This window comes from Microbacterium sp. RG1 (genome assembly GCF_005347485.1).
Taxonomy (GTDB): domain Bacteria; phylum Actinomycetota; class Actinomycetes; order Actinomycetales; family Microbacteriaceae; genus Microbacterium; species Microbacterium binotii_A.
Genome location: NZ_CP034121.1, coordinates 2,649,546 through 2,668,465 on the forward strand (window position 1 = coordinate 2,649,546; position 18,920 = coordinate 2,668,465).

The following is an 18,920-nucleotide window of genomic DNA, read 5'->3' on the forward strand; positions in this document are numbered from 1 at the left end:
GCGGCCGCGAGCCCGCTCAGGCGCCGCTGAACCAGAGCCAGGCGATGGGGGCGATCATGACGATGCCGAGCACGATCGAGGCGATCGACAGTCCGTACGAGGTGCCGCGCCGCGCGCCAACGACCGCGCCGACGACACCCAGGAGCAGCACAGCCGCGCCGATGACGGCGAGCATCGGGATGAGCAGGATCCCCAGCCACCAGATCGGGTTCATGTCGGGGATGAAGCCGATCAGGAAGATGCCGAGGGTCGGCAGGATGGCGATCGCCGCCATGGCGACACCGGTCGTGCCCCACGCATCGAGCTTCGGCTTGCGGCGGCGCATCGGCTGATCGGATGCGGTCACTTCTCCCCCTCGGTCGACAGTCCCGACAGTACCGAACCCGCTTCGCCTGTCACAGATCGACGCGAAGCCGTCGATCTGTGACAGGCGAAGCGGGGAGGGGGGCGCGGCCAAGCTGCCGCACGAAGCGGGGGGGCGAGCCGGGGTGGAAGGCGGGAAGGAAGGAGGCCAGGCACGGGGCCCCGGGGCGGATCAGCCGACCGTCGTGCCGAAGAGGCTGCCCACCGCGTAGGTCGCCACGAGCGCGAGTGCCCCGCCGATCACCGTCCGCGCGATCGCGCGGGATCGGTTCGCCCCGCCGATCCACGCGGCGACGTAGCCGGTGATCGCGAGGGCGATGAGCACGGCGACGAAGGTCAGCGCGATGCGCAGCGGATGCGGTGCGAGCAGGATCGTGGCCATCGGGAGCAGGGCCCCGACGAAGAACGCGATGGCGGATGCGAGGGCCGCGTGCCACGGGCTCACCACGTCGTCGGCGTCGATGTTGAGTTCGGCCGAGAGATGCGCCTTCAACGCATCCTTCGCCGTGAGCTCGGTGGCGACACGGGTCGCCGTCTCCTCGCTGAGCCCCTGCGCCCGGTACAGCCCGACGAGCTCTTCGAACTCCTCCTCGGGCTGCTCTCGCAGCTCCCGTGTCTCCTTCGCGATGAGCGCGCGCTCGGAGTCGCGCTGGCTCGACACCGACACGTACTCGCCCAAGGCCATCGAGATGGCGCCGCCGACGAGTGCCGCCGTGCCGGCGAGGAAGACGGGGGCGACCTCGGAGGTGGCCCCCGCGACACCGACCACGACGGCAGCGGTCGAGACGATCCCGTCGTTGGCGCCCAGTACACCCGCGCGCAACCAGTTCAGGCGCTGGGACAGGCCTTGACGGTGCGGCTCATCGGGGTGAACCCCGTACTCGGCGGATTCGCTCACGCCGTCAGGCTATTCCCCGCTTCCCACCGGCACCACGAAGGTTAGGCGGCGCTGAGACGTCAGCCGGCGGCGCGGCGCACGAGCTCGCGGAACGTCTTCTCGGCGGCCGGGGTCATCTCCAGCACGGCGAAGGAGGTCGGCCACATCTCGCCGTCGTCGAGCGCCGCGGTCTCGTTGAAGCCGATGGAACCGTAGCGGGTCTCGAACTTCGCGGCGGGCTGATAGAACACCACGACCTTGTCGTCCTTGGCGTACGAGGGGAATCCGTACCACGTCTTGGGTGCGAGACCGGGTGCCTCCTCGGAGACGATGACGTGCAGCCTCTCGGCGATCTGGCGGTCGTTGCCGGTGAGGGCGTCGATGGCCTCGAGGCAGGCGTCGTACTCCTTCGCCCGCTTCGCGGCGCCCTTCACGCCCTTCATCTCCTTGAGCTCGGCGGCCCGCTGCTTCATGGCCTCGCGCTCCTGCGCGGAGAATCCTGTGCTCATGCCTGCTGCTCCTTGTTCTGCTGGATGCGGATGAGGTTGCCCGCGGGATCGCGGAACGCCGCGTCCCGCAGCCCGTAGTCCTGCTCGATGGGTTCCTGCACGATATCGGCCCCCGAGGCCTCCACGCGTGCGAAGACGGCGTCGAGATCGTCGGTGGAGAGGTTCACGCCGAAGTAGCTGCCCTTGGCGATGAGCGCGAGCAGGAACTCCTGCTCCTCGTCCGAGAGATCGCGCCCGACGCTCGCCGGGTGCAGCACGATGGCGGTGGAGGGCTGGCCGGCGGGTCCGACTGTGATCCAGCGCATCTGTTCGTATCCGACGTCGAGGCGCACCTCGAACTCGAGCACGTCGCGGTAGAAGGCGAGCGATGCCTCAGGATCGGTGTGCGGAAGGAAGCTGGAGTGAATCGTGATGTCCATGTCGCTCACGCTAGGGCGACGAGCATCCGTCACGCTTCTCGATTCCTGACCGGACGCGTGAGGTGCTTCGCGATGCACGGCAGCATCCCCTCGCGAAACGGCGGGTCCTGCGTGCGGTACACGCTCGGCGGAACGCCGACGAACTCGGTGAAGCGCGTGCTGAACGTGCCCATGGAGGAGAAGCCGACGGCGAAGCAGATCTCGGTCACCGTGAGATCGCCGCGGCGCAGCAGTGTCATCGACCTCTCGATCCGCCGCGTCATCAGGTACTGGTACGGAGACTCGCCGAACAGGCGACGAAACTGTCGGCTGAAGTGACCGGCCGACATCGGGATGCTGTGCGCCAGCGCTTCCACGTCGAGTGGCTTCGCGTAGTCGCGGTCCATGCGGTCGCGCGCTCGCCGGAGCTGCGCGATCGTCGCCAGGTCGGGAACCTCCACGAGGCGATCATGCCAGCGGCTCAGCGCGCGCGGCTGCGGACGGCGCCAGATGCGCACAGAATGACCGCAGCGCCCCCCAGCACGGTCGCCCAGGTCAGCGGTTCGCCGAGAATCAGTGCAGCCCACACGATCGAGAGCACCGGCTGCACCAGTTGCAGCTGGCTGACGCGCGTGATGGGACCGATCGCGAGCCCGCGGTACCAGGCGAAGAAGCCGAGGAACATGCTCACCACCGCGAGGTAGCCGAACGCGGCCCACTGGCCAGGTGTCGCCGTCGGCGGATCCGAGACCGCCGAGACCGCCGTCAACGCGGCCATCACGGGGGCGGCCACGACGAGCGCCCACGAGATCGTCTGCCACGAGCCGAGCTCGCGCGCCAGCAGCGCCCCCTCCGCGTATCCGATCGCGGCGGCGACGACGGCCCCGAGCAGCAGCACGTCCGACCAGTGGAAGCCGCCCCATCCGCCGCCGACGATGGCGAACACCGTCGCCGCCACGGCGCCCGCGGCGGTGAGCACCCAGAACGTCCGTCCCGGGCGCTCGCCGGCGCGCAGCACCGCGGCGACCGCGGTCGCGGCGGGCAGCAGGGCGATCACGACGGCGCCGTGGCTGGCCGGTGCCACCGTGAGCGCGTAGGAGGTGAGCAGCGGGAAGCCCGCGACCACCCCGCCGGCCACCACGACGAGCCGCATCCACTGTCCGCCGCGCGGCAGACGCGATCGGGTCGCGGCCAGGGCGACGGCGGCGAGGGCGGCGGCCACGACCGCACGCCCCGCCCCCACGAACAGCGGCGACAGCGAGGTGACGGCGATCCGCGTGAAGATGACCGTGAACGAGAAGGCCAGCACGCCGAGCGCTCCCCAGAGCAGTCCGGATGCGGCCGATCTGGTCATTCCCCGAGTCTGCCCGCGCGGGGGCTTGCGGCCGGGGGTCCAATCCGCAGTGCGTGGCCGTCTGCCTCGCTCAGGCGCGGGAGAACTCCGACGCGCGCGCGACCTGCTCGGGCGTGGGGGTCATACCCGTGTAGCGCGCGAACTGCCGTGCCGCTTGAAGCGCGATGACCTCGGCGCCCGTGATGACGGCGACGCCGCGTTCGCGCGCGGCGCGGATGAGGGGGGTCTCGGACGGGAAGGCGACCACATCGAACACGCGCTCCGCGGCGTCGATGTGGTCCGTGCTGAAGGCGAGCGCGTCCGCATCCGCCCCGTTCATGCCGAGCGGCGTCACGTTCACGATGACCGCGTGCCCCGGCGCCGGATCTTCCGTGACCGCACGGAAGCCGTAGCGCTCCGCGAGCGCCCGGCCCGCCTCGGCGTTGCGGGCGACGACGGTGAGATCACGGAAGCCCGCACCGTGGAACGCCGCGACGACGGCCTTCGCCATTCCGCCCGACCCGCGCACGAGCACGGATGCGGCGGGGTCGACGGCGTGCTCGGCGAGCAGCTGCGCGACCGCCTCGTAGTCGGTGTTCGAGCCCGACAGCCGTCCGCCGTCGTTGACGATCGTGTTCACGGAGTCGATCGCGGCCGCGGACGGCTCGATCTCGTCGAGCAGCGGAATCACGGCCTCTTTGAAGGGCATCGACACGGAGCAGCCTCGGATCCCCAGTGCCCGGACCCCCGTGATCGCCCCCGCGATGTCATCGGTCGTGAACGCCTTGTAGACGAAGTTCAGACCGAGCTCGTCGTAGAGGTAGTTGTGGAAGCGCGTCCCGATGTTCGAGGGTCGCCCGGCGAGCGAGATGCACAGCGTCATGTCCTTGTTGAGAATCGGCATACCTCATTGTGTCGCACGAGCGGCCGCCGTCGTCCGTTCACGGCGGGCTCCTCATCAGCACGACCTAGACTGGAGGTATCCGTTCCGCCGCCGTACCCACCTTCACGAGTCGAGCCATGACCAGCAGTTCTTCCGCGCGCGCCTTCGAGCCGCGCCACCTCCAACTGGTTCGAGCCCTCTTCGCGGCCGTGGCGGCCGTCATGATCACGTTCTCGCCGGATCACTCCGCCGCCGTGGGTCTGTCGGTGTTCAGCGGTTTCGCGATGGCGTCGGCGATCGTGTGGCTGCTCTCGGCGTGGCTCGTGTACGGCCCCGGTCAGCGCCGGCTGCCGATCGTGCTGGGCGCTCTCACCCTCATCGCGGGCGGTGTCTCCGGCATCCCGACCCTGCGCACGACACTGGCCTTCTTCGTGATCGTCATCTCGTGGGCGCTCGTGACCGGGCTCATCGAGGGCATCGCGGGCCTGCGGGCCCTGCGCGCAGCAGAGCGCGGCAGTGTCGCCCGCTCCGAGGCACGCGATGCATTGACGGTCGGCATCGTGGGCGTGCTGCTCGCGCTCGGCACCCTCGCTGTGCAGCCCGCCTACGCGTTGCAGTACAGCATCGAAGAGGCAGGCTCCTTCACGCTCACCGGCATCACGATCGCCGTCGGACTCTTCGGCGGCTACGCGGCGATCGTCGCGGTCTACCTGGGGATCGCGGGCTTCTCCCCGCGCCGCGAGTCCGCCCCCGCGCCCGAGGAGGCGGCATGACAGACAAACCCACCCGTCGCGACATCATGAAGCCCGCTCAGCTGATCGGGCTCGCTCTCGCGGCCGCTCTCTTCGCCGGAATCGTCACGCTCATCTCGATGGGCTTTTTCCAGAACCGCGTCGCCGGACAGTCGGGCCACGCCCTCATGGTCGGCGGCATCGTCGCCGGGATCACCTTCATCGCGACGCTCGTGATCATCGCCCTGCTCATGCTCGCTGTCGACCCGGCGCAGGTGAACCGTACGGTCGATCGCGCGGTGCTGCTGCCCAAGGAGGAGTCCGAGGACGCATCCGGCGACAGCCCCGCATCCGACTCCGCCGACGGCGACGCCCCGCCCCGCGCCTAGCGCCCGCGGCGCGGTGCCCGAGCGGGCCCGCCCCCTCGCGCGTGTCCCCACTGTCCCGCGAGACTGCATCTCCTGCACGAGATCACGGGTAAACACAGTGATCTCGCGCTGAAAATGCAGTCTCGGGGCAGAGGGAGAAGGAGCCCCGGATGCGGGCCCCGCCCCCCCGGATGCCGGGAGCCCGCCCGCGGGTCAGGCGCCGGCGACGAGGGAGGCCGCGAGGCCCGTGTAGGTGGCGGGCGTCAGCGCGAGCAGTCGCTGCTTCGCCGCGTCGCCGATGTCGAGGCCGCGCACGAACTCGGCGAGATCGGCGCCGCCGACGCGGTGACCGCGGGTGAGCTCCTTCAGGAGCGCGTACGGGTCGGTGATCTGCGAGCGACCTGCGACGACCTCGGCGCGGATGACGGTCTGGATGGCCTCGGCGAGAACCTCCCAGTTGGTGTCGAGGTCGGCCAGCAGCACCTCACGCGAGAGCGAGATCTCGCCGAGCCCGCGCAGCAGGTTGTCGAGCGCGAGCAGCGAGTGGCCGAACGCGACGCCGATGTTGCGCTGCGTGGTGGAGTCGGTGAGGTCGCGCTGCAGGCGGCTCGTGACCAGGGTGGCGGCCAGGGTCTGGAACAGGCCTCCCGCGATCTCGAGGTTCGCCTCCGCGTTCTCGAAGCGGATGGGGTTGATCTTGTGCGGCATGGTCGACGAACCGGTCGCGCCCGCCACGGGGATCTGGGCGAAGTAGCCGAGGGAGATGTAGGTCCACACATCCGTCGCGAGATTGTGCAGGATGCCGCCCGCGTGCCGCGCGCGGTCGTAGAGCTCGACCTGCCAGTCGTGCGACTCGATCTGCGTGGTGAGCTCGTTGAACCCGAGACCCAGCCCTTCGACGAACCCGCGGGAGATCTCGACCCAGTCCGCATCCGGATCCGCCGCGAGGTGGGCGGACCAGGTTCCCGTCGCGCCGGAGAACTTCGCCAGGTACTCCGAGGACTCGAGCTGTGCGAGCACCCGCTCCAGGCGCCACGCGAAGACGGCGATCTCCTTGCCCATCGTGGTGGGGGTCGCGGGCTGGCCGTGGGTGCGGGCGAGCATCGCCGCATCCGCCAGTTCGACGGAGACCGCCCGCAGCCGCTCGATGACCTGCCGCAGTTTCGGCAGCCACACCTGCGTCACCGCGCGCTGGACGGTGAGGGCGTACGAGGTCGAGTTGACGTCCTCGCTGGTGAGGGCGAAGTGCGTGAGCTCGGCGATCCGGTCGAGTCCGAGCGAGGACAGACGATCGCGCACGAGGTACTCGACGGCCTTCACGTCGTGACGCGTGACGGCTTCACGCTCGGCGAGCCAGTCGATCTCGGCCTGACCGAAGTCGCGGTAGAGGGCGCGGAGGGAGTCCTTCTCGGCGTCCGAGAGCGGGGACTGTCCGAACAGACCGCGGTCGGTGAGGGTGATGAGCCACTCCACCTCGACCTCGACGCGGGCGCGATTGAGCCCCGCTTCCGACAGGAAGTCGCCGAGGGCGGAGACGGCGGCCTGGTAACGACCGTCGAGGGGGCTGAGCGGCTGGGCGGGGAAGTTCGACACGGTACTCCGTCGAGGGCGGTGGGCCGCGCGGGTCATCCCGCGGAGCGGATGGCGGGTTCGAGTTGCCGGAAGAGCGCCCGGCACGCGCTCTCGATCATAGCGAGCACCTCGTCGAACGCCTCGGGACCGGCGTAGTACGGGTCGGGGACGTCCAGGTTGTCGTCGGTCTGCGGGTCGAACGCGCGCAGCAGCACGACCTTGTCGGAATCGTTCTCCGACCGCGCCCACGCGCGCAGGTTGCGTTCATGCGATCTGTCGAGGGCGATGACCAGGTCGTTGCGCTCGTAGTCCGCGAAGTCGAACTGTCGGGCGCGGTGATGCCGGCCGTCGTACCCGTGGCGCTCCAGGGCCTCGACCGTGCGCGGATCGGCGGGCTCGCCGACGTGCCAGTCGCCGGTGCCGGCGCTCGTGGAGACCACGCGATCGCCGAGACCGACCGACTCGGCGAACCAGCGGAAGACGATCTCGGCCATCGGGGATCGGCAGATGTTCCCGGTGCACACGAAGACCACGCGGAACGGCGAGGACGCGGGCATGGGTCCATTGTGGTCCTGACGACCTCTCCTGCACAGCCACGATCTCGCGGCGAGCGATCCTCGGATCGGATGCGGCCGCACCGCGCCCCTCTGATGCGGAGCGAGCATCGGGGGATGACAGACACCCTCGACGATGTCGTCTTCTCCTTCGACGCGGCACGGCGCGACGTGCTCGCAGCCGTCGAGCTCATCGAGACGGTCATCCGCGACGCCACGGGCCTCGCCCGGGCGACGGCCTGGGCGTCGCCGGCGATGCGCGCCTTCCAGCTGGCGCACGACGCCTGGACGACCGCGCTCGCCGACGAGCGACGGCGACTCCTCGCCCTCGACGACGTGATCGCGGAGATCCGCAGTCAGGCCTTGGTCACGGGTGGCGGCAACCTCTTCGGATGGTGGTCGTCGTGACCGACGAGGTCGGCATCTCCTCCGGTGGGGCGGTCGCCGTCGACACGGCGCGGTTGCGGGATGCGGCCGCGGTGCTCGTGGGGGCGGCGGCACGTCTGGACGAAGCCGTCGCCGACATCGCCCGCGCCGATGCGCGGATCAGCGCGCACATGCTGCCGGTGCTGGGGCTCACCCAGGACGCCCGCATGCGCGAGGTGGGCGCGCTGGCCGATCGCGCGCGGGAGCAGCAGGACCGCCTCCTGATGTGCGCGGCCGTGTACGAGCTCGCCGAGATGCGCGCCGAGGCCGCTCTCGCATCCGCCTCAGGAGACGCGGATGCCGTCGCGCGCGCTCGCGAGGGTATCGCCGCGATCGAGCGCGCCTACCCCGGGGCGACGGACCTTCTGCGAGCGGATGCAGGCCTCGGCGACGGCTGGGCGTGGTTCACCCTGCTGATGCCCTTCCTCGCGGGGGCGGGTCTGGCCGCGGGGGCGGCCATCGCGCGCCTCACCGCGGTCCGCGGCCGGATCCCGTTCGGCACGCACCTGGCGCCCACGGGGCGGCCCGTGCCGGAGATCGTGCCGCTGCCACCCGCGGACCTCTCGGCCGCGGCCCCCGCAGCCCTCGCGCCGGCTCTCGGCCGGATCCCGCAGGGCGGCGAGGCGCGGGTGCGCATCGAGAAGTACGCGACCGCATCCGGAACCGCGTACGCCGTGTACGTCGCCGGCACGAGCGGGCTCGGCGGCGACGAGGTGTGGGACATGCTCTCCAACGTCCAGGGGTACGGCGGCGAGCAGTCCGACGCCTACCTGGCGCTGACGGCGATGCTCGCCGAGGCGGGTGTGCGCCCCGGCGACACGCTCTATCTCTACGGCCACTCGCAGGGCGGGATGCTGGTGGGCCAGGTCGCGGCGACCGGCGACTACGACGTGCGCGTCGTCGGGACGGCGGGCTCCCCGACCGCCGCCGACCCCGGCCCCGAGGCGATGGCCGTCGACCTGCGACACGGCGACGACCCGGTGGCGATGCTCGCCGGCGGAGGATTCGCCACGCGTGTGGGAGCGGAGGGGAGTTTCGTCGTCACGCGCGTCGTGGATCCTGCGCCGGGCCCGCAGGATTTCGGCCTGCCCGCGCACCACCTCAGCGCCTACGCCGAAACGGCCGGACTCGTCGACGCCTCGGCCGATCCGCGCGTCGCCGTGGTGCACGAGCGCATGGCCGAGCTCGAGGGCGCACGTCTCATCTCGACGCAGGAGTTCGGGGCGCGTCAGGTCGACGCCGTACCGCGGCGCCGCGCCGGTGCGGTCAGTCCCGTCGCTTCGGGCGCAGGATGACGCCGAAGATGCCGTTGATGAAGGCGATCACGAGCGCTGCGACGACGCCCCACCAGAAGCTCTCGACCCGCAGGCCCCAGTCCCATAACTCGGTGATCCAGCTGGTCAGCCACAGCAGGAACCCGTTCACGATGAGCGAGAACAGGCCGAGCGTGAGCACGTAGAGCGGGAAGGCGATCACCTTCACCACCGATCCGACGATCGTGTTCACGAGCGCGAAGACGAGCGCCACGATCAGCAGTGACAGCACGATCTCGAGCGTTCCGCCCGGCGGGAACGCGATGACGCTGACGCCGAGGACCGGGATGAGGGTCACGACCCAGATCGAGAACGCATTCACCACGACGCGGATGAGAAAGCCCATGCCGGAAGTGTGGCACGCGCCCCGCATCCGCGCTCCTAGACTCTCGGTGTGACAGAGCCGATTCCCGTTCGTGTGCGCCCCGAGATCGCGGCCCTGCCGGTCTACCGACAGGGGAAGCCGGCCGGTGCCGACGCGTTCAAGCTCTCGAGCAACGAGAACCCCTTCGCGCCGCTGCCGCGAGTGCTGGCCGCCCTCCGCGCCGCCGAGACGGTGAACCGCTACCCGGACGCGACCGCGGCGAGGCTTCGCGTGCGTCTGGCCGAGCGCTACGGCGTCGACGCCGACGAGGTGCACATCGGCGCCGGAAGTGCATCGCTGCTCTCGCAGCTGATCCTCGCGGTCGCGGGCCCCGGTGATGAGGTCGTCTACGCGTGGCGGTCCTTCGAGGCCTACCCGAGCTTCGTCACGGTCGCCGGCGCCGACCGCGTCGAGGTGCCGCTGACGTCCGAGGGCCGTCACGACCTGGTCGCGATGGCCGCGGCGATCACCCCGCGCACGCGCGCCGTCATCGTGTGCAGCCCGAACAATCCCACGGGTCCGGTCGTGACGCAGGACGAGTTCGACACCTTCGTCGCGGCGGTCCCCGCCGACGTGCTCGTCATCCTCGACGAGGCGTACGCCGAGTTCGTGACCGCGCCGGACGCGGTCGACGGCCTGCGCCGCACGGGCGTCACCCGCCCGAACGTCGTGGCGCTGCGCACCTTCTCGAAGGCCTACGGGCTCGCGGGGCTGCGCATCGGATACGCGATCGGCCACCGCCGCGTGCTGGATGCGGCGCGCGCCGTCGCCATCCCTCTCTCGGTCACCGCCACCGCCGAAGAGGCGGCGCTCGCGAGCCTCGACGCCGACGCCGAGCTGCTCGAGCGCGTACGGGTGATCGCCGAACGCCGCGACCGGGTCGTCGCGGGACTCCGCGACGCAGGATGGCGGGTCCCCGACGCGCAGGGCAACTTCGTCTGGCTCGCCACGGGAGAGGCCACGACCGACGCCGCGGCGGCCTTCGACGAGGGTGGCCTGGTGGTCCGCCCCTTCGCGGGAGACGGCGTGCGGATCTCGATCGGCGAAGAGGAGTCTGTCGAGCAGATCCTACGAATTGCCGCATCCGTTGTACGTGACCTCCCAGAGGGCCATCCCGCCAGCAGATAGCGTAGAGCCCGTGACCTCGCCCGACACGTTCTCTCCGGCCGACGACGACGCGCGGATGGTGCGGGTGCTGGCGGCGGACGGTTCGTTCGCGCCGACCCCCGCCGCCGAGCCCTACCTCGCCGCCGTGGCCGCGATCGACGACGCCCAGCTCGAGACCTTCTACCGCGACATGGTGGTCGTGCGCGCCTTCGACCGGCAGGCGACCAACCTGCAGCGTCAGGGCCAGCTCGCCCTCTGGCCGCCGAGCTGGGGGCAGGAGGCGGCGCAGGTCGGCTCTGCCCACGCCGCGAGGGCCCAGGACCACCTCTTCCCCTCGTACCGCGAGCACGTCGTGTGCACCATCCGCGGCGTCGACCCGATCGACATCGTGCGGCTCATGCGCGGCCTCACGCACGGCGGGTGGAACCCGTACGACCCGAAGAACGGCAACACGCACATCTACACGCTCGTGCTCGGCTCGCAGACGCTGCACGCCGCCGGCTTCGGCATGAGCCTCGTGTTCGACGGCAAGACGGGCACCGGCGACGTCGACCGCGACGAGGCCGTCATCGTCTACTACGGCGACGGCGCGTCCAGTCAGGGCGATGTGCACGAGGCGATGGTCTTCGCGGCGAGCTATCGCGCTCCTCAGGTCTTCTTCCTCCAGAACAACCAGTGGGCCATCTCGGTCCCGGTCGCGACCCAGGCCTCGGCGCCGCTCTACCGACGCGGCGAGGGCTACGGCATGCCGAGCGTCCAGGTCGACGGCAACGACGTGCTGGCGAGCTTCGCCGTCACGCGTCAGGCCCTCGACGAGGCGCGCGCCGGCGGCGGACCCCGCGCGATCGAGGCGATGACGTACCGCATGGGCGCGCACACGACCAGCGACGACCCCACCAAGTACCGCACCTCCGCCGAGGAGCAGTCCTGGGCCGAGCGCGACCCGATCGCCCGGATGGCGGCGTACCTGCGCTCGCGCGGTGCGTCGGACGCGTTCTTCGCCGACGTGGATGCAGCCGCCGCCGACTACGCCGAAGACGTCCGCGCCCGCACGGTGGCCCTCGGCTCCATCGGCACCGACATGATGTTCGACCACGTCTACAGCGAGCCGCATCCGCTCGTCGACGAGCAGAAGCGTTGGCTCGCCGAGTACGAAGCATCCCTCGAGGGAGGCCGGGCATGAGCGAGATGACCACCCTGCCGATGAGCAAGGCCCTGAACGCGGGCATGGCCCAGGCCATGCGCGACAGTGACCGCGTGCTGCTGATGGGCGAGGACATCGGTCCGCTCGGCGGCGTCTTCCGCGTCACCGAGGGTCTGCAGGCAGAGTTCGGCAAGCACCGCGTGATCGACACCCCCCTCGCCGAGTCGGGGATCATCGGCACCGCGATCGGGCTCGCCATGGGCGGGTTCCGTCCCGTCTGCGAGATCCAGTTCGACGGCTTCGTCTTCCCCGGCTTCGACCAGATCACGACGCAGCTGGCCAAGCTCACCAACCGCCACGAGGGCGCGCTGCGCATGCCCGTGGTCATCCGCATCCCGTACGGCGGGCACATCGGCGCCGTCGAGCACCACCAGGAGAGCCCCGAGGCGTACTTCACGCACACCCCGGGCCTGCGTGTGGTGAGCCCGTCCACGCCGAACGACGCGTACTGGATGATCCAGGACGCGATCGCCTCCGACGACCCGGTCGTCTTCCTCGAGCCGAAGAGCCGCTACTGGCCCAAGGGCGAGGTGGATCTCTCCGCTCGTGCGCTGCCGCTGCACGCCTCCCGCATCGTGCGGCGGGGCACCGATGTGACGCTCGTCGGGCACGGCGCGATGGTCTCGACCCTGCTGCAGGCGGCCGCGCTCGCCGAGAGCGAGGGGACCAGCTGCGAGGTCATCGACCTGCGTTCCCTCTCGCCGGTGGATTACGGCCCCATCCTCGACTCCGTCGCCCGCACCGGTCGCATGGTCTACGCGCAGGAGGCGCCGCAGTTCACCTCGCTCGGCTCGGAGATCGCCGCGACCGTCACGGAGCGCGCGTTCTACTCGCTCGAGGCCCCGGTGCTGCGCGTGTCCGGGTTCGATGTGCCCTTCCCGCCCGCCAAGCTCGAGGGGCAGTACCTGCCCGATGCCGACCGCATCCTCGAGGCCGTCGACCGCGCCCTCGCCTACTGACCACTCCGCCCCTCATCCCCATCCCCGCCCCTCACCCCCTCATGACCGCGAGACTGCATTTCGAGCACGAGATCACGGTGTTTACCCGTGATCTCGTCACAAAGATGCAGTCTCGACGGTGAAGGAACGGCGAAAGGAACCGCAATGAGCACGCAGACCTTCCATCTCCCGGATGTCGGCGAGGGTCTCACCGACGCCGAGATCGTCACCTGGCACGTCAAGAGCGGTGACACCGTCGCCGTCAACGACGTGATCGTCGAGATCGAGACGGCGAAGTCGTTGGTCGAGCTGCCGTCGCCCTTCGCGGGCGTGGTCGGCGAGGTGCTCGTCGAAGAGGGCCAGACGGTCGATGTCGGGGCCCCCATCATCACGATCGCGGATGCGGCGGCTCCCGCATCCGATGTCCCCGCACCCGGCGACCCGGGACTTCCGGCCCCCGCGGCCGAGCCCGAGGCGGGCGGCTCCGTCCTCGTCGGCTACGGCTCCGCCGGTGCCGTCACCTCGCGGCGCCGCAAGCCCGCCGCGGCGCCCGCCGCATCCGCCGCCGGGGTCGTGGCGAAGCCGCCGATCCGCAAGCTCGCCCGCGACCTGGGCGTCGACCTCTCCGCCGTGACGCCCAGCGGCGCCGCCGGCGAGGTGACACGCGACGATGTCGTGAAGCACGCGTCGCAGGCGAGCGTGTTCCGCAACATCGAGACGCCCGAGTGGCCCGAGGTGCGCGAGGAGACGATCCCGGTCGCCGCATCCGTCGCCGAGTCCGACCCGCGCGAGGAGTCCATCCCGGTGAGGGGTGTGCGCAAGGCGACGGCCGGGTCGATGGTGCGCAGCGCTTACTCCGCGCCGCACGTGACGGTGTGGACCGACGTCGACGCGACGCGCACGATGGAGCTCGTGAAGCGCCTGAAGGCGTCGCCCGACTATGCCGACACGAAGGTCTCGCCGCTGTTGATCATGGCCCGCGCGGTCATCTGGGCCGTGCGTCGCACGCCCATGGTCAACGCCGCGTGGGTGGACGGCGACGACGGCGCGCAGATCAACCTCCGCCACTACGTGAACCTCGGCATCGCGGCGGCCACGCCGCGGGGCTTGATCGTCCCGAACATCAAGGACGCCCAGAACCTGAGCATGCGCGAGCTGGCGAAGGCCCTGGAGCGCCTGACGCTCACGGCGCGCGAGGGCAAGACCCCGCCCGCCGACCAGCAGCAGGGGACCATCACGATCACCAACATCGGCGTCTTCGGGATGGATGCGGGAACCCCCATCATCAACCCGGGTGAGGCCGGGATCATCGCGATGGGGACGATCCGTCAGAAGCCGTGGGTCGTCGATGGCGAGGTGCGCCCGCGCTTCGTGACCACGGTGTCCGGTTCGTTCGATCACCGCGTCATCGACGGTGACGGCATGAGCCGCTTCATCGCCGACGTCGCCGCCGTCCTCGAGGAGCCCGCCCTCCTCGTGGAGTGATCCCCGTCGGGCCGTTCCGCGCTCGGTGGTGCCGTCCGCGTGTGCCCGAGTTGCGTCGCACATGCGCAGATGCCACAGGTCTCCGCATCCGCCACAGTGATTTCCTGTCGCACTCGCGGAGAAGTGTGGCGGATGCGGGCCCGCACCCCACCTGGGTCCGCACCCGCCTGGGGCCGCACCCGCCTGTCGCCCGCACCCCGCCCGTACCCCGCCCGTACCCCGCCCGTACCCCGCCCGCAGCTGCGAACGCGGCTAGCCGATCCCGAGGCAGGAGGCCATCACGGCCTGGTGCACGGGCAGGAGGGCGCTCTTGAACGCGTGACCGACGAAGGCGGGATGTGCCACCGCGTCCTCGCTGACCTCCCGCCCGCGGATGAACGGCGGGCACGGGTTCAGCCGGACACCGCGAGGCGCCGCATCCAGCAGGGCTGCGGTGATCCGATACGGCTCGAGGATCTCGGCGTGGCTCCCGGGGTCGTCGGTGATGATCACGTCGGCGGAGCGGATCGCCGAATCGAGGTCTTCGACCCAGCGCGCGCCGGGTGTGCGCAGCTCGGCCGGCGCGCACTGCACCACGTCGAGTCCGAGCGCGCGAGAGGCTTCCTGCCACGCGCGTGAGATGTTGCCGTCAGGCCCGACGAACAGGAAACGTGTCGCGGCGAGATCGCGGTTCCGTCGCAGCATCCACAGGTCGGCGAGGACCTCGCAGGGATGGTTGATGCCCGTCATCGCGTTCACGATCGGAAGCGCGCCCGGGGCCGCGAGTGCCTCCAGCACGCCGATGTCGCCGTGGCGGACGACGGCGACATCGGCCCAGCCGGCGAGGTAGCCCGCGACATCCGCGTGCGCCTCCGGCTTGTCGAGGGTGGACTCGGGAAGGACGACCGGCTGCAGACCCATGAGCGCCGCGCCGCGCTCGAACGTGACGCGGGTGCGAAGACTCGTCGCTGGGAAGAACATGACCGCGCAGCCCGACGTCGTCGGACCCCGCCCCGCCTCGTACGCGTCGGCGAGGGCGAAGACCTGCTCGATGTCGGCGGATGTCCAGTCGTCGAGGCGGATGAGGGAGCGCATCCCGCCACCGTATCGACGCGGATGCGGCTGGCTCACCGCATCCGTCTGGCGGGAACCCGTACAGGGGCCACACTTCTGCGCAACTGCGCCTGTCAATGACTGGTGCATCTGCGCAGGAGTGGCGCAACTGCGCACATGCGACGCAACTCGGGCACAGGGAGGGAAGGTGCCGCTGGCCACAGTGGCCGACCAGGAAGCGCGCCCAACCGATTTTGATAACGATTATCAGTAGGCGTAGAGTGACCGCCATGCCCCTGAAGACCCGACTTCTCCTCGCGCCCGCCCTCGTCGCCGGCGCCGCCCTCACGCTCGCCGGATGCGCGTCGGCCACGGCCGATCCGTCGCAGAGCTCCGCATCCGCCGACGCGATCACCATCGTCACCTCGACGAACGTGTACAGCCAGATCGCCGAGGAGATCGCGGGGGATGCGGCCACGATCACGCCCGTGATCTCGTCCGCCGCGCAGGACCCCCACGACTACGAGGCCACCGCCGCGGACCAGCTGACGGTGCAGAAGGCCGACCTCATCATCCAGAACGGCGGCGGGTACGACGCGTTCATGGACTCTCTCATCGACGCGAGCAAGTCCGAGGCTCCGGTGATCGTGGCCGCCGAGTACTCCGACAGCTGGCAGGGCACCGAGGCGACCGAGCACGACACGGACGAGCTCGAGGCGAGCCCGCACTCCGAGCTGGAGCACGACCACGACCACATCGAGGGCTTCAACGAGCACGTCTGGTACGACCCGCACACGATCGAGCACGTGACCGAGGCGATCACCGAGGAGCTCTCGCGTCTCGTTCCCGACGAGGCGGAGACCTTCCAGGCGAACTCGACCGCGTTCCTCGCGCAGGTCGCCGGTCTCGAGAAGTCCCTCGACGACATCAAGGCCGCGCACGGCGGCGCCGAGGTCTTCGTGACCGAGCCGGTGCCGGGCTACCTGATCGCCGCCGCCGGACTCGAGAACGCCACGCCGGACGAGTTCAGCGAGGCCGTCGAAGAGGGCCAGGACGTGCCCGCGGCGGTGCTGCTGGCGGCTCTCAACGAGGTCAAGTCGGGCGAGGTGAAGGTCGTCATCGCGAACGCCCAGGCCGGCGGCGCCGAGACGACGCAGATCATCGACGCGGCGGGTACCGCGGGCATTCCGGTGCTCGAGTTCACGGAAACGCGTCCGGACGACCAGACTTACATCCAGTGGATGCAGAAGAACATCGAGGACCTCGCCGGAGCCCTCGACAAGTGACGACCGAGCGCGACCCGCTCGTCATCGCGTCCGCTGCGCTTCGGCGCGGCGGACGCGACCTGTGGCGCGGGCTGGATCTGACCGTCGCGCCCGGCGAGCTGGTTGCCGTTCTCGGACCCAGCGGCGCCGGCAAGACGACGCTGCTGCGGGCGATCCTCGGCCTCGACAGGCTCAGCGAGGGAACGATCACGGCCCTCGGGGCGCCGGTCACCCGGGCCGGCAACCGGCGCATCGGCTACATCCCCCAGCAGCGCCCGCTGCCGCGCGACACCTCGATGCGCGGCCGCGATGTCGTCGCGCTCGGCGTGGACGGCCACCGCTTCGGTCTGCCGATCTCCCGTCGGCGCGACCGGGCTCGCGTCGACGAGCTCCTCGCCGCCGTGGGCGCCGAGACCTTCGCCGACCGTCCGGTCGGGCTGCTCTCGGGCGGGGAGCAGCAGCGGCTCCGCGTCGGACAGGCACTCGCGGACGACCCCCGCCTGCTGCTGTGCGACGAGCCGCTGACGAGTCTCGACCTCGCGAACCAGCAGGCCGTGGTGTCGCTGATCGATCGGCATCGCCGGCAGCGTCAGGCCGGCGTCCTGCTGGTGACCCACGACATCAACCCGGTGCTCGACGCGGTCGACCGCATCCTCTACATCGCCGGCGGAACCTTCATGCTCGGGACCCCCGACCAGGTGCTCGACTCCGCCGTGCTCAGTGACCTCTACGGCGCTCCCGTGCACGTGCTGCGGGCGGGCGGACGCCTCGTCGTCGTCGGAGCGCCGGATGCGGAGCAGTCGCACCACCACCATCACGACCACGAGGACCACGCATGAACTGGAGCGACGTCGGCGACGCGCTGTTCGGAGGCGTGGCCCAGTACGGCCAGATCCTCGAGCTCGTGCAGAACTCGGTGTGGGCGGGCGCCGTCCTCGGCATCGTCGGCGGTCTCATCGGCGTGTTCGTGATGCAGCGCGACATGGCCTTCGCGGTGCACGGCATCAGCGAACTCTCCTTCGCCGGCGCCGCTGCCGCCCTCCTCCTCGGCTTCGACGTCGTGACGGGATCCATCGTCGGCTCGATGATCGCCGCAGCCCTCATCGGCTGGCTCGGCTCCCGCGCGCGCGACCGGAACTCGATCATCGGCGTGCTGATGCCCTTCGGACTCGGTCTCGGCATCCTCTTCCTCTCGCTGTACAACGGACGAAGCGCCAACCGGTTCAGCCTGCTCACGGGGCAGATCGTCTCCGTGCAGACCGGGCAGCTCGGCGTGCTCATCGCGATCGCGGCCGTGGTGCTGGTGGGTCTGCTGCTCATCTGGCGCCCGCTGCGCTTCGACTCGCTGGACCCCCAGTCGGCCGCCGCGCGCGGTGTGCCGACGAGGGCGGTCTCGCTCGCCTTCATGCTGCTGCTCGGGCTCATCGTGGCCGTCGCCGTGCACATCATCGGCGCGTTGCTCGTGCTCGCGCTGCTCGTGACCCCCGCCGCGGCCGCGATGCGCATCTCCACCGGCCCGCTCGCGGTGCCGCTATGGGCTGCGCTGTTCGGCGTCGTCTCCGCCGTCGGCGGCATCCTGCTCGCGGTGGCGGGAACCCTGCCGGTGAGCCCGTACATCACGACGATCTCGTTCGTCATCTACATCGTCTGCCGCGCGATCGGAGCACGTCGCGACCGCGTGACGCGTGCCGCCTGAGAACAGCGCCCGGCCCGCTGCCAGGGTGCGCGGGTAGGATTCGGGCATGGCTCAGCGCAACACCTGGCAGCGCGAGCGCGTCCGCGAAGCCCTCTCCGACGCGCAGGGTTTCGTCAGCGCCCAGACGCTGCACGCGCGGTTGCGCGACGACAACACCGGCATCGGCCTGGCCACCGTCTACCGTGCGCTCGCAGGGCTGGCCGCCGGCGGTGACGCCGACTCGTTGCAGAGCCCCGAGGGCGAGAACCTCTACCGCGCCTGCGTGACCAGCGGCCACCACCATCACCTCATCTGCCGGCAGTGCGGTCTGACGGTCGAGATCGAGGCCTCGGAGGTCGAGGAGTGGGCTCAGCGCACGGCCGCGAGCCACGGCTTCACCTCCGCCGAGCACGTCGTCGACATCTTCGGGCTCTGCGGTGCGTGCACCGCCGCCCGGGCGAATGAGCGTGACGACTAGTCGCACCGAGCGCGCGAGGTCGGCGTCGCCGCGGCGCGCGTCCGG

Annotated in this window: 23 protein-coding genes; 12 read left to right on the forward strand and 11 right to left on the reverse strand. The window is 70.5% G+C overall.

The genetic code is table 11. The features are described 5' to 3' along the window. Positions 1–16: 16 nt before the first annotated feature. The 7 genes from EHF32_RS12915 to EHF32_RS12945 form a co-directional block, all read right to left on the reverse strand. Positions 17–346 carry a hypothetical protein gene (locus EHF32_RS12915; RefSeq protein ID WP_137418563.1) on the reverse strand — a complete coding sequence of 110 codons (330 nt, stop codon included), beginning with the start codon at positions 344–346 and terminating at the stop codon, positions 17–19. A gap of 189 nt (positions 347–535) precedes the next feature. Then, on the reverse strand, positions 536–1,261 hold the full coding sequence (locus EHF32_RS12920) for a VIT1/CCC1 transporter family protein (RefSeq protein ID WP_137418564.1): 726 nt from the start codon (positions 1,259–1,261) through the stop codon (positions 536–538). 59 nt (positions 1,262–1,320) lie between these two features. Then, positions 1,321–1,749 carry a hypothetical protein gene (locus EHF32_RS12925; RefSeq protein WP_137418565.1) on the reverse strand — a complete coding sequence of 143 codons (429 nt, stop codon included), beginning with the start codon at positions 1,747–1,749 and terminating at the stop codon, positions 1,321–1,323. Next, on the reverse strand, positions 1,746–2,168 hold the full coding sequence (locus EHF32_RS12930; RefSeq protein WP_137418566.1) for a VOC family protein: 423 nt from the start codon (positions 2,166–2,168) through the stop codon (positions 1,746–1,748). The genes EHF32_RS12925 and EHF32_RS12930 overlap by 4 nt, the downstream gene beginning before the upstream one ends. A 29-nt stretch (positions 2,169–2,197) precedes the next feature. Beyond that, positions 2,198–2,554 (reverse strand): helix-turn-helix transcriptional regulator, encoded by a 357-nt coding sequence (locus EHF32_RS12935; RefSeq protein WP_137419241.1) that lies wholly within the window; start codon positions 2,552–2,554, stop codon positions 2,198–2,200. 74 nt (positions 2,555–2,628) lie between these two features. After that, positions 2,629–3,501: a DMT family transporter gene (locus EHF32_RS12940; protein WP_137418567.1), complete on the reverse strand. Its 873-nt coding sequence runs from the start codon at positions 3,499–3,501 to the stop codon at positions 2,629–2,631. Positions 3,502–3,571: 70 nt separating this feature from the next. Then, on the reverse strand, positions 3,572–4,384 hold the full coding sequence (locus EHF32_RS12945; protein WP_137418568.1) for a shikimate 5-dehydrogenase: 813 nt from the start codon (positions 4,382–4,384) through the stop codon (positions 3,572–3,574). Between the two features lie 116 nt (positions 4,385–4,500). On the opposite strand from EHF32_RS12945, the gene EHF32_RS12950 reads away from it, so the two are divergent. Next, on the forward strand, positions 4,501–5,136 hold the full coding sequence (locus EHF32_RS12950; RefSeq protein WP_137418569.1) for an acyl-CoA synthetase: 636 nt from the start codon (positions 4,501–4,503) through the stop codon (positions 5,134–5,136). Then, a complete protein-coding gene (locus EHF32_RS12955) occupies positions 5,133–5,483 on the forward strand; it encodes an amino acid transporter (RefSeq protein WP_137418570.1) in 351 nt (116 codons plus the stop codon). The genes EHF32_RS12950 and EHF32_RS12955 overlap by 4 nt, the downstream gene beginning before the upstream one ends. Positions 5,484–5,675: 192 nt before the next feature. On the opposite strand, the gene purB is transcribed toward EHF32_RS12955, so the two are convergent. Both purB and EHF32_RS12965 read right to left on the reverse strand, forming a co-directional pair. Further along, positions 5,676–7,091 carry an adenylosuccinate lyase gene (purB, locus tag EHF32_RS12960; protein ID WP_137418571.1) on the reverse strand — a complete coding sequence of 472 codons (1,416 nt, stop codon included), beginning with the start codon at positions 7,089–7,091 and terminating at the stop codon, positions 5,676–5,678. Continuing rightward, positions 7,088–7,591 (reverse strand): low molecular weight protein-tyrosine-phosphatase, encoded by a 504-nt coding sequence (locus EHF32_RS12965; protein ID WP_192900646.1) that lies wholly within the window; start codon positions 7,589–7,591, stop codon positions 7,088–7,090. The genes purB and EHF32_RS12965 overlap by 4 nt, the downstream gene beginning before the upstream one ends. Before the next feature lie 114 nt (positions 7,592–7,705). On the opposite strand from EHF32_RS12965, the gene EHF32_RS12970 reads away from it, so the two are divergent. Both EHF32_RS12970 and EHF32_RS12975 read left to right on the forward strand, forming a co-directional pair. Beyond that, positions 7,706–7,996, forward strand: coding sequence for a hypothetical protein (locus EHF32_RS12970; protein WP_137418572.1), 291 nt, complete (start codon positions 7,706–7,708; stop codon positions 7,994–7,996). Further along, positions 7,981–9,309: a hypothetical protein gene (locus EHF32_RS12975; protein ID WP_137418573.1), complete on the forward strand. Its 1,329-nt coding sequence runs from the start codon at positions 7,981–7,983 to the stop codon at positions 9,307–9,309. The genes EHF32_RS12970 and EHF32_RS12975 overlap by 16 nt, the downstream gene beginning before the upstream one ends. On the opposite strand, the gene EHF32_RS12980 is transcribed toward EHF32_RS12975, so the two are convergent. Further along, positions 9,281–9,673 (reverse strand): phage holin family protein, encoded by a 393-nt coding sequence (locus EHF32_RS12980; protein ID WP_137418574.1) that lies wholly within the window; start codon positions 9,671–9,673, stop codon positions 9,281–9,283. The two genes, EHF32_RS12975 and EHF32_RS12980, sit on opposite strands and share 29 nt — an antisense overlap. Positions 9,674–9,721: 48 nt before the next feature. On the opposite strand from EHF32_RS12980, the gene EHF32_RS12985 reads away from it, so the two are divergent. From EHF32_RS12985 to EHF32_RS13000, 4 genes are all read left to right on the forward strand, one after another. Beyond that, positions 9,722–10,819 carry a histidinol-phosphate transaminase gene (locus EHF32_RS12985; protein ID WP_137418575.1) on the forward strand — a complete coding sequence of 366 codons (1,098 nt, stop codon included), beginning with the start codon at positions 9,722–9,724 and terminating at the stop codon, positions 10,817–10,819. Between the two features lie 55 nt (positions 10,820–10,874). Beyond that, positions 10,875–11,981, forward strand: a complete 1,107-nt coding sequence (locus tag EHF32_RS12990; RefSeq protein ID WP_137419243.1) for a thiamine pyrophosphate-dependent enzyme — start codon at positions 10,875–10,877, stop codon at positions 11,979–11,981. Beyond that, positions 11,978–12,961 carry an alpha-ketoacid dehydrogenase subunit beta gene (locus EHF32_RS12995; RefSeq protein ID WP_238343708.1) on the forward strand — a complete coding sequence of 328 codons (984 nt, stop codon included), beginning with the start codon at positions 11,978–11,980 and terminating at the stop codon, positions 12,959–12,961. Before EHF32_RS12990 ends, EHF32_RS12995 begins: the two co-directional genes overlap by 4 nt. Positions 12,962–13,105: 144 nt before the next feature. After that, a complete protein-coding gene (locus EHF32_RS13000) occupies positions 13,106–14,425 on the forward strand; it encodes a dihydrolipoamide acetyltransferase family protein (protein ID WP_137418576.1) in 1,320 nt (439 codons plus the stop codon). A 252-nt stretch (positions 14,426–14,677) separates the two neighbouring features. On the opposite strand, the gene EHF32_RS13005 is transcribed toward EHF32_RS13000, so the two are convergent. Beyond that, positions 14,678–15,499: an ornithine carbamoyltransferase gene (locus EHF32_RS13005; RefSeq protein ID WP_137418577.1), complete on the reverse strand. Its 822-nt coding sequence runs from the start codon at positions 15,497–15,499 to the stop codon at positions 14,678–14,680. A gap of 248 nt (positions 15,500–15,747) precedes the next feature. On the opposite strand from EHF32_RS13005, the gene EHF32_RS13010 reads away from it, so the two are divergent. Genes EHF32_RS13010 through EHF32_RS13025 form a run of 4 tightly spaced genes read left to right on the forward strand, consistent with a single transcriptional unit; the run spans position 15,748 to position 18,875 of the window. After that, the gene (locus EHF32_RS13010; protein WP_137418578.1) at positions 15,748–16,743 is read left to right on the forward strand and encodes a metal ABC transporter solute-binding protein, Zn/Mn family; all 996 of its coding nucleotides are present in this window, start codon (positions 15,748–15,750) and stop codon (positions 16,741–16,743) included. Beyond that, positions 16,740–17,561, forward strand: coding sequence for a metal ABC transporter ATP-binding protein (locus EHF32_RS13015; protein ID WP_137418579.1), 822 nt, complete (start codon positions 16,740–16,742; stop codon positions 17,559–17,561). The genes EHF32_RS13010 and EHF32_RS13015 overlap by 4 nt, the downstream gene beginning before the upstream one ends. Beyond that, positions 17,558–18,418 carry a metal ABC transporter permease gene (locus tag EHF32_RS13020; protein WP_137418580.1) on the forward strand — a complete coding sequence of 287 codons (861 nt, stop codon included), beginning with the start codon at positions 17,558–17,560 and terminating at the stop codon, positions 18,416–18,418. Before EHF32_RS13015 ends, EHF32_RS13020 begins: the two co-directional genes overlap by 4 nt. A gap of 46 nt (positions 18,419–18,464) precedes the next feature. Then, positions 18,465–18,875, forward strand: a complete 411-nt coding sequence (locus tag EHF32_RS13025; RefSeq protein WP_137418581.1) for a Fur family transcriptional regulator — start codon at positions 18,465–18,467, stop codon at positions 18,873–18,875. The last annotated feature ends 45 nt before the right edge of the window (positions 18,876–18,920 follow it).

Excerpts from the sequence above, each read along its gene's own strand:
- EHF32_RS12925 (WP_137418565.1), bottom strand. The coding sequence starts at position 1,749 with ATGAGCACAGGATTCTCCGCGCAGGAGCGCGAGGCCATGAAGCAGCGG.
- EHF32_RS12930 (WP_137418566.1), bottom strand. The coding sequence starts at position 2,168 with ATGGACATCACGATTCACTCCAGCTTCCTTCCGCACACCGATCCTGAG.
- EHF32_RS12935 (WP_137419241.1), bottom strand. The coding sequence starts at position 2,554 with ATGGACCGCGACTACGCGAAGCCACTCGACGTGGAAGCGCTGGCGCAC.
- EHF32_RS12940 (WP_137418567.1), bottom strand. The coding sequence starts at position 3,501 with ATGACCAGATCGGCCGCATCCGGACTGCTCTGGGGAGCGCTCGGCGTG.
- EHF32_RS12945 (WP_137418568.1), bottom strand. The coding sequence starts at position 4,384 with ATGCCGATTCTCAACAAGGACATGACGCTGTGCATCTCGCTCGCCGGG.
- EHF32_RS12950 (WP_137418569.1), top strand. The coding sequence starts at position 4,501 with ATGACCAGCAGTTCTTCCGCGCGCGCCTTCGAGCCGCGCCACCTCCAA.
- EHF32_RS12955 (WP_137418570.1), top strand. The coding sequence starts at position 5,133 with ATGACAGACAAACCCACCCGTCGCGACATCATGAAGCCCGCTCAGCTG.
- purB (WP_137418571.1), bottom strand. The coding sequence starts at position 7,091 with ATGACCCGCGCGGCCCACCGCCCTCGACGGAGTACCGTGTCGAACTTC.
- EHF32_RS12965 (WP_192900646.1), bottom strand. The coding sequence starts at position 7,591 with ATGCCCGCGTCCTCGCCGTTCCGCGTGGTCTTCGTGTGCACCGGGAAC.
- EHF32_RS12970 (WP_137418572.1), top strand. The coding sequence starts at position 7,706 with ATGACAGACACCCTCGACGATGTCGTCTTCTCCTTCGACGCGGCACGG.
- EHF32_RS12975 (WP_137418573.1), top strand. The coding sequence starts at position 7,981 with ATGGTGGTCGTCGTGACCGACGAGGTCGGCATCTCCTCCGGTGGGGCG.
- EHF32_RS12980 (WP_137418574.1), bottom strand. The coding sequence starts at position 9,673 with ATGGGCTTTCTCATCCGCGTCGTGGTGAATGCGTTCTCGATCTGGGTC.
- EHF32_RS12990 (WP_137419243.1), top strand. The coding sequence starts at position 10,875 with ATGGTGCGGGTGCTGGCGGCGGACGGTTCGTTCGCGCCGACCCCCGCC.
- EHF32_RS12995 (WP_238343708.1), top strand. The coding sequence starts at position 11,978 with ATGAGCGAGATGACCACCCTGCCGATGAGCAAGGCCCTGAACGCGGGC.
- EHF32_RS13000 (WP_137418576.1), top strand. The coding sequence starts at position 13,106 with ATGAGCACGCAGACCTTCCATCTCCCGGATGTCGGCGAGGGTCTCACC.
- EHF32_RS13005 (WP_137418577.1), bottom strand. The coding sequence starts at position 15,499 with ATGCGCTCCCTCATCCGCCTCGACGACTGGACATCCGCCGACATCGAG.
- EHF32_RS13010 (WP_137418578.1), top strand. The coding sequence starts at position 15,748 with ATGCCCCTGAAGACCCGACTTCTCCTCGCGCCCGCCCTCGTCGCCGGC.
- EHF32_RS13020 (WP_137418580.1), top strand. The coding sequence starts at position 17,558 with ATGAACTGGAGCGACGTCGGCGACGCGCTGTTCGGAGGCGTGGCCCAG.
- EHF32_RS13025 (WP_137418581.1), top strand. The coding sequence starts at position 18,465 with ATGGCTCAGCGCAACACCTGGCAGCGCGAGCGCGTCCGCGAAGCCCTC.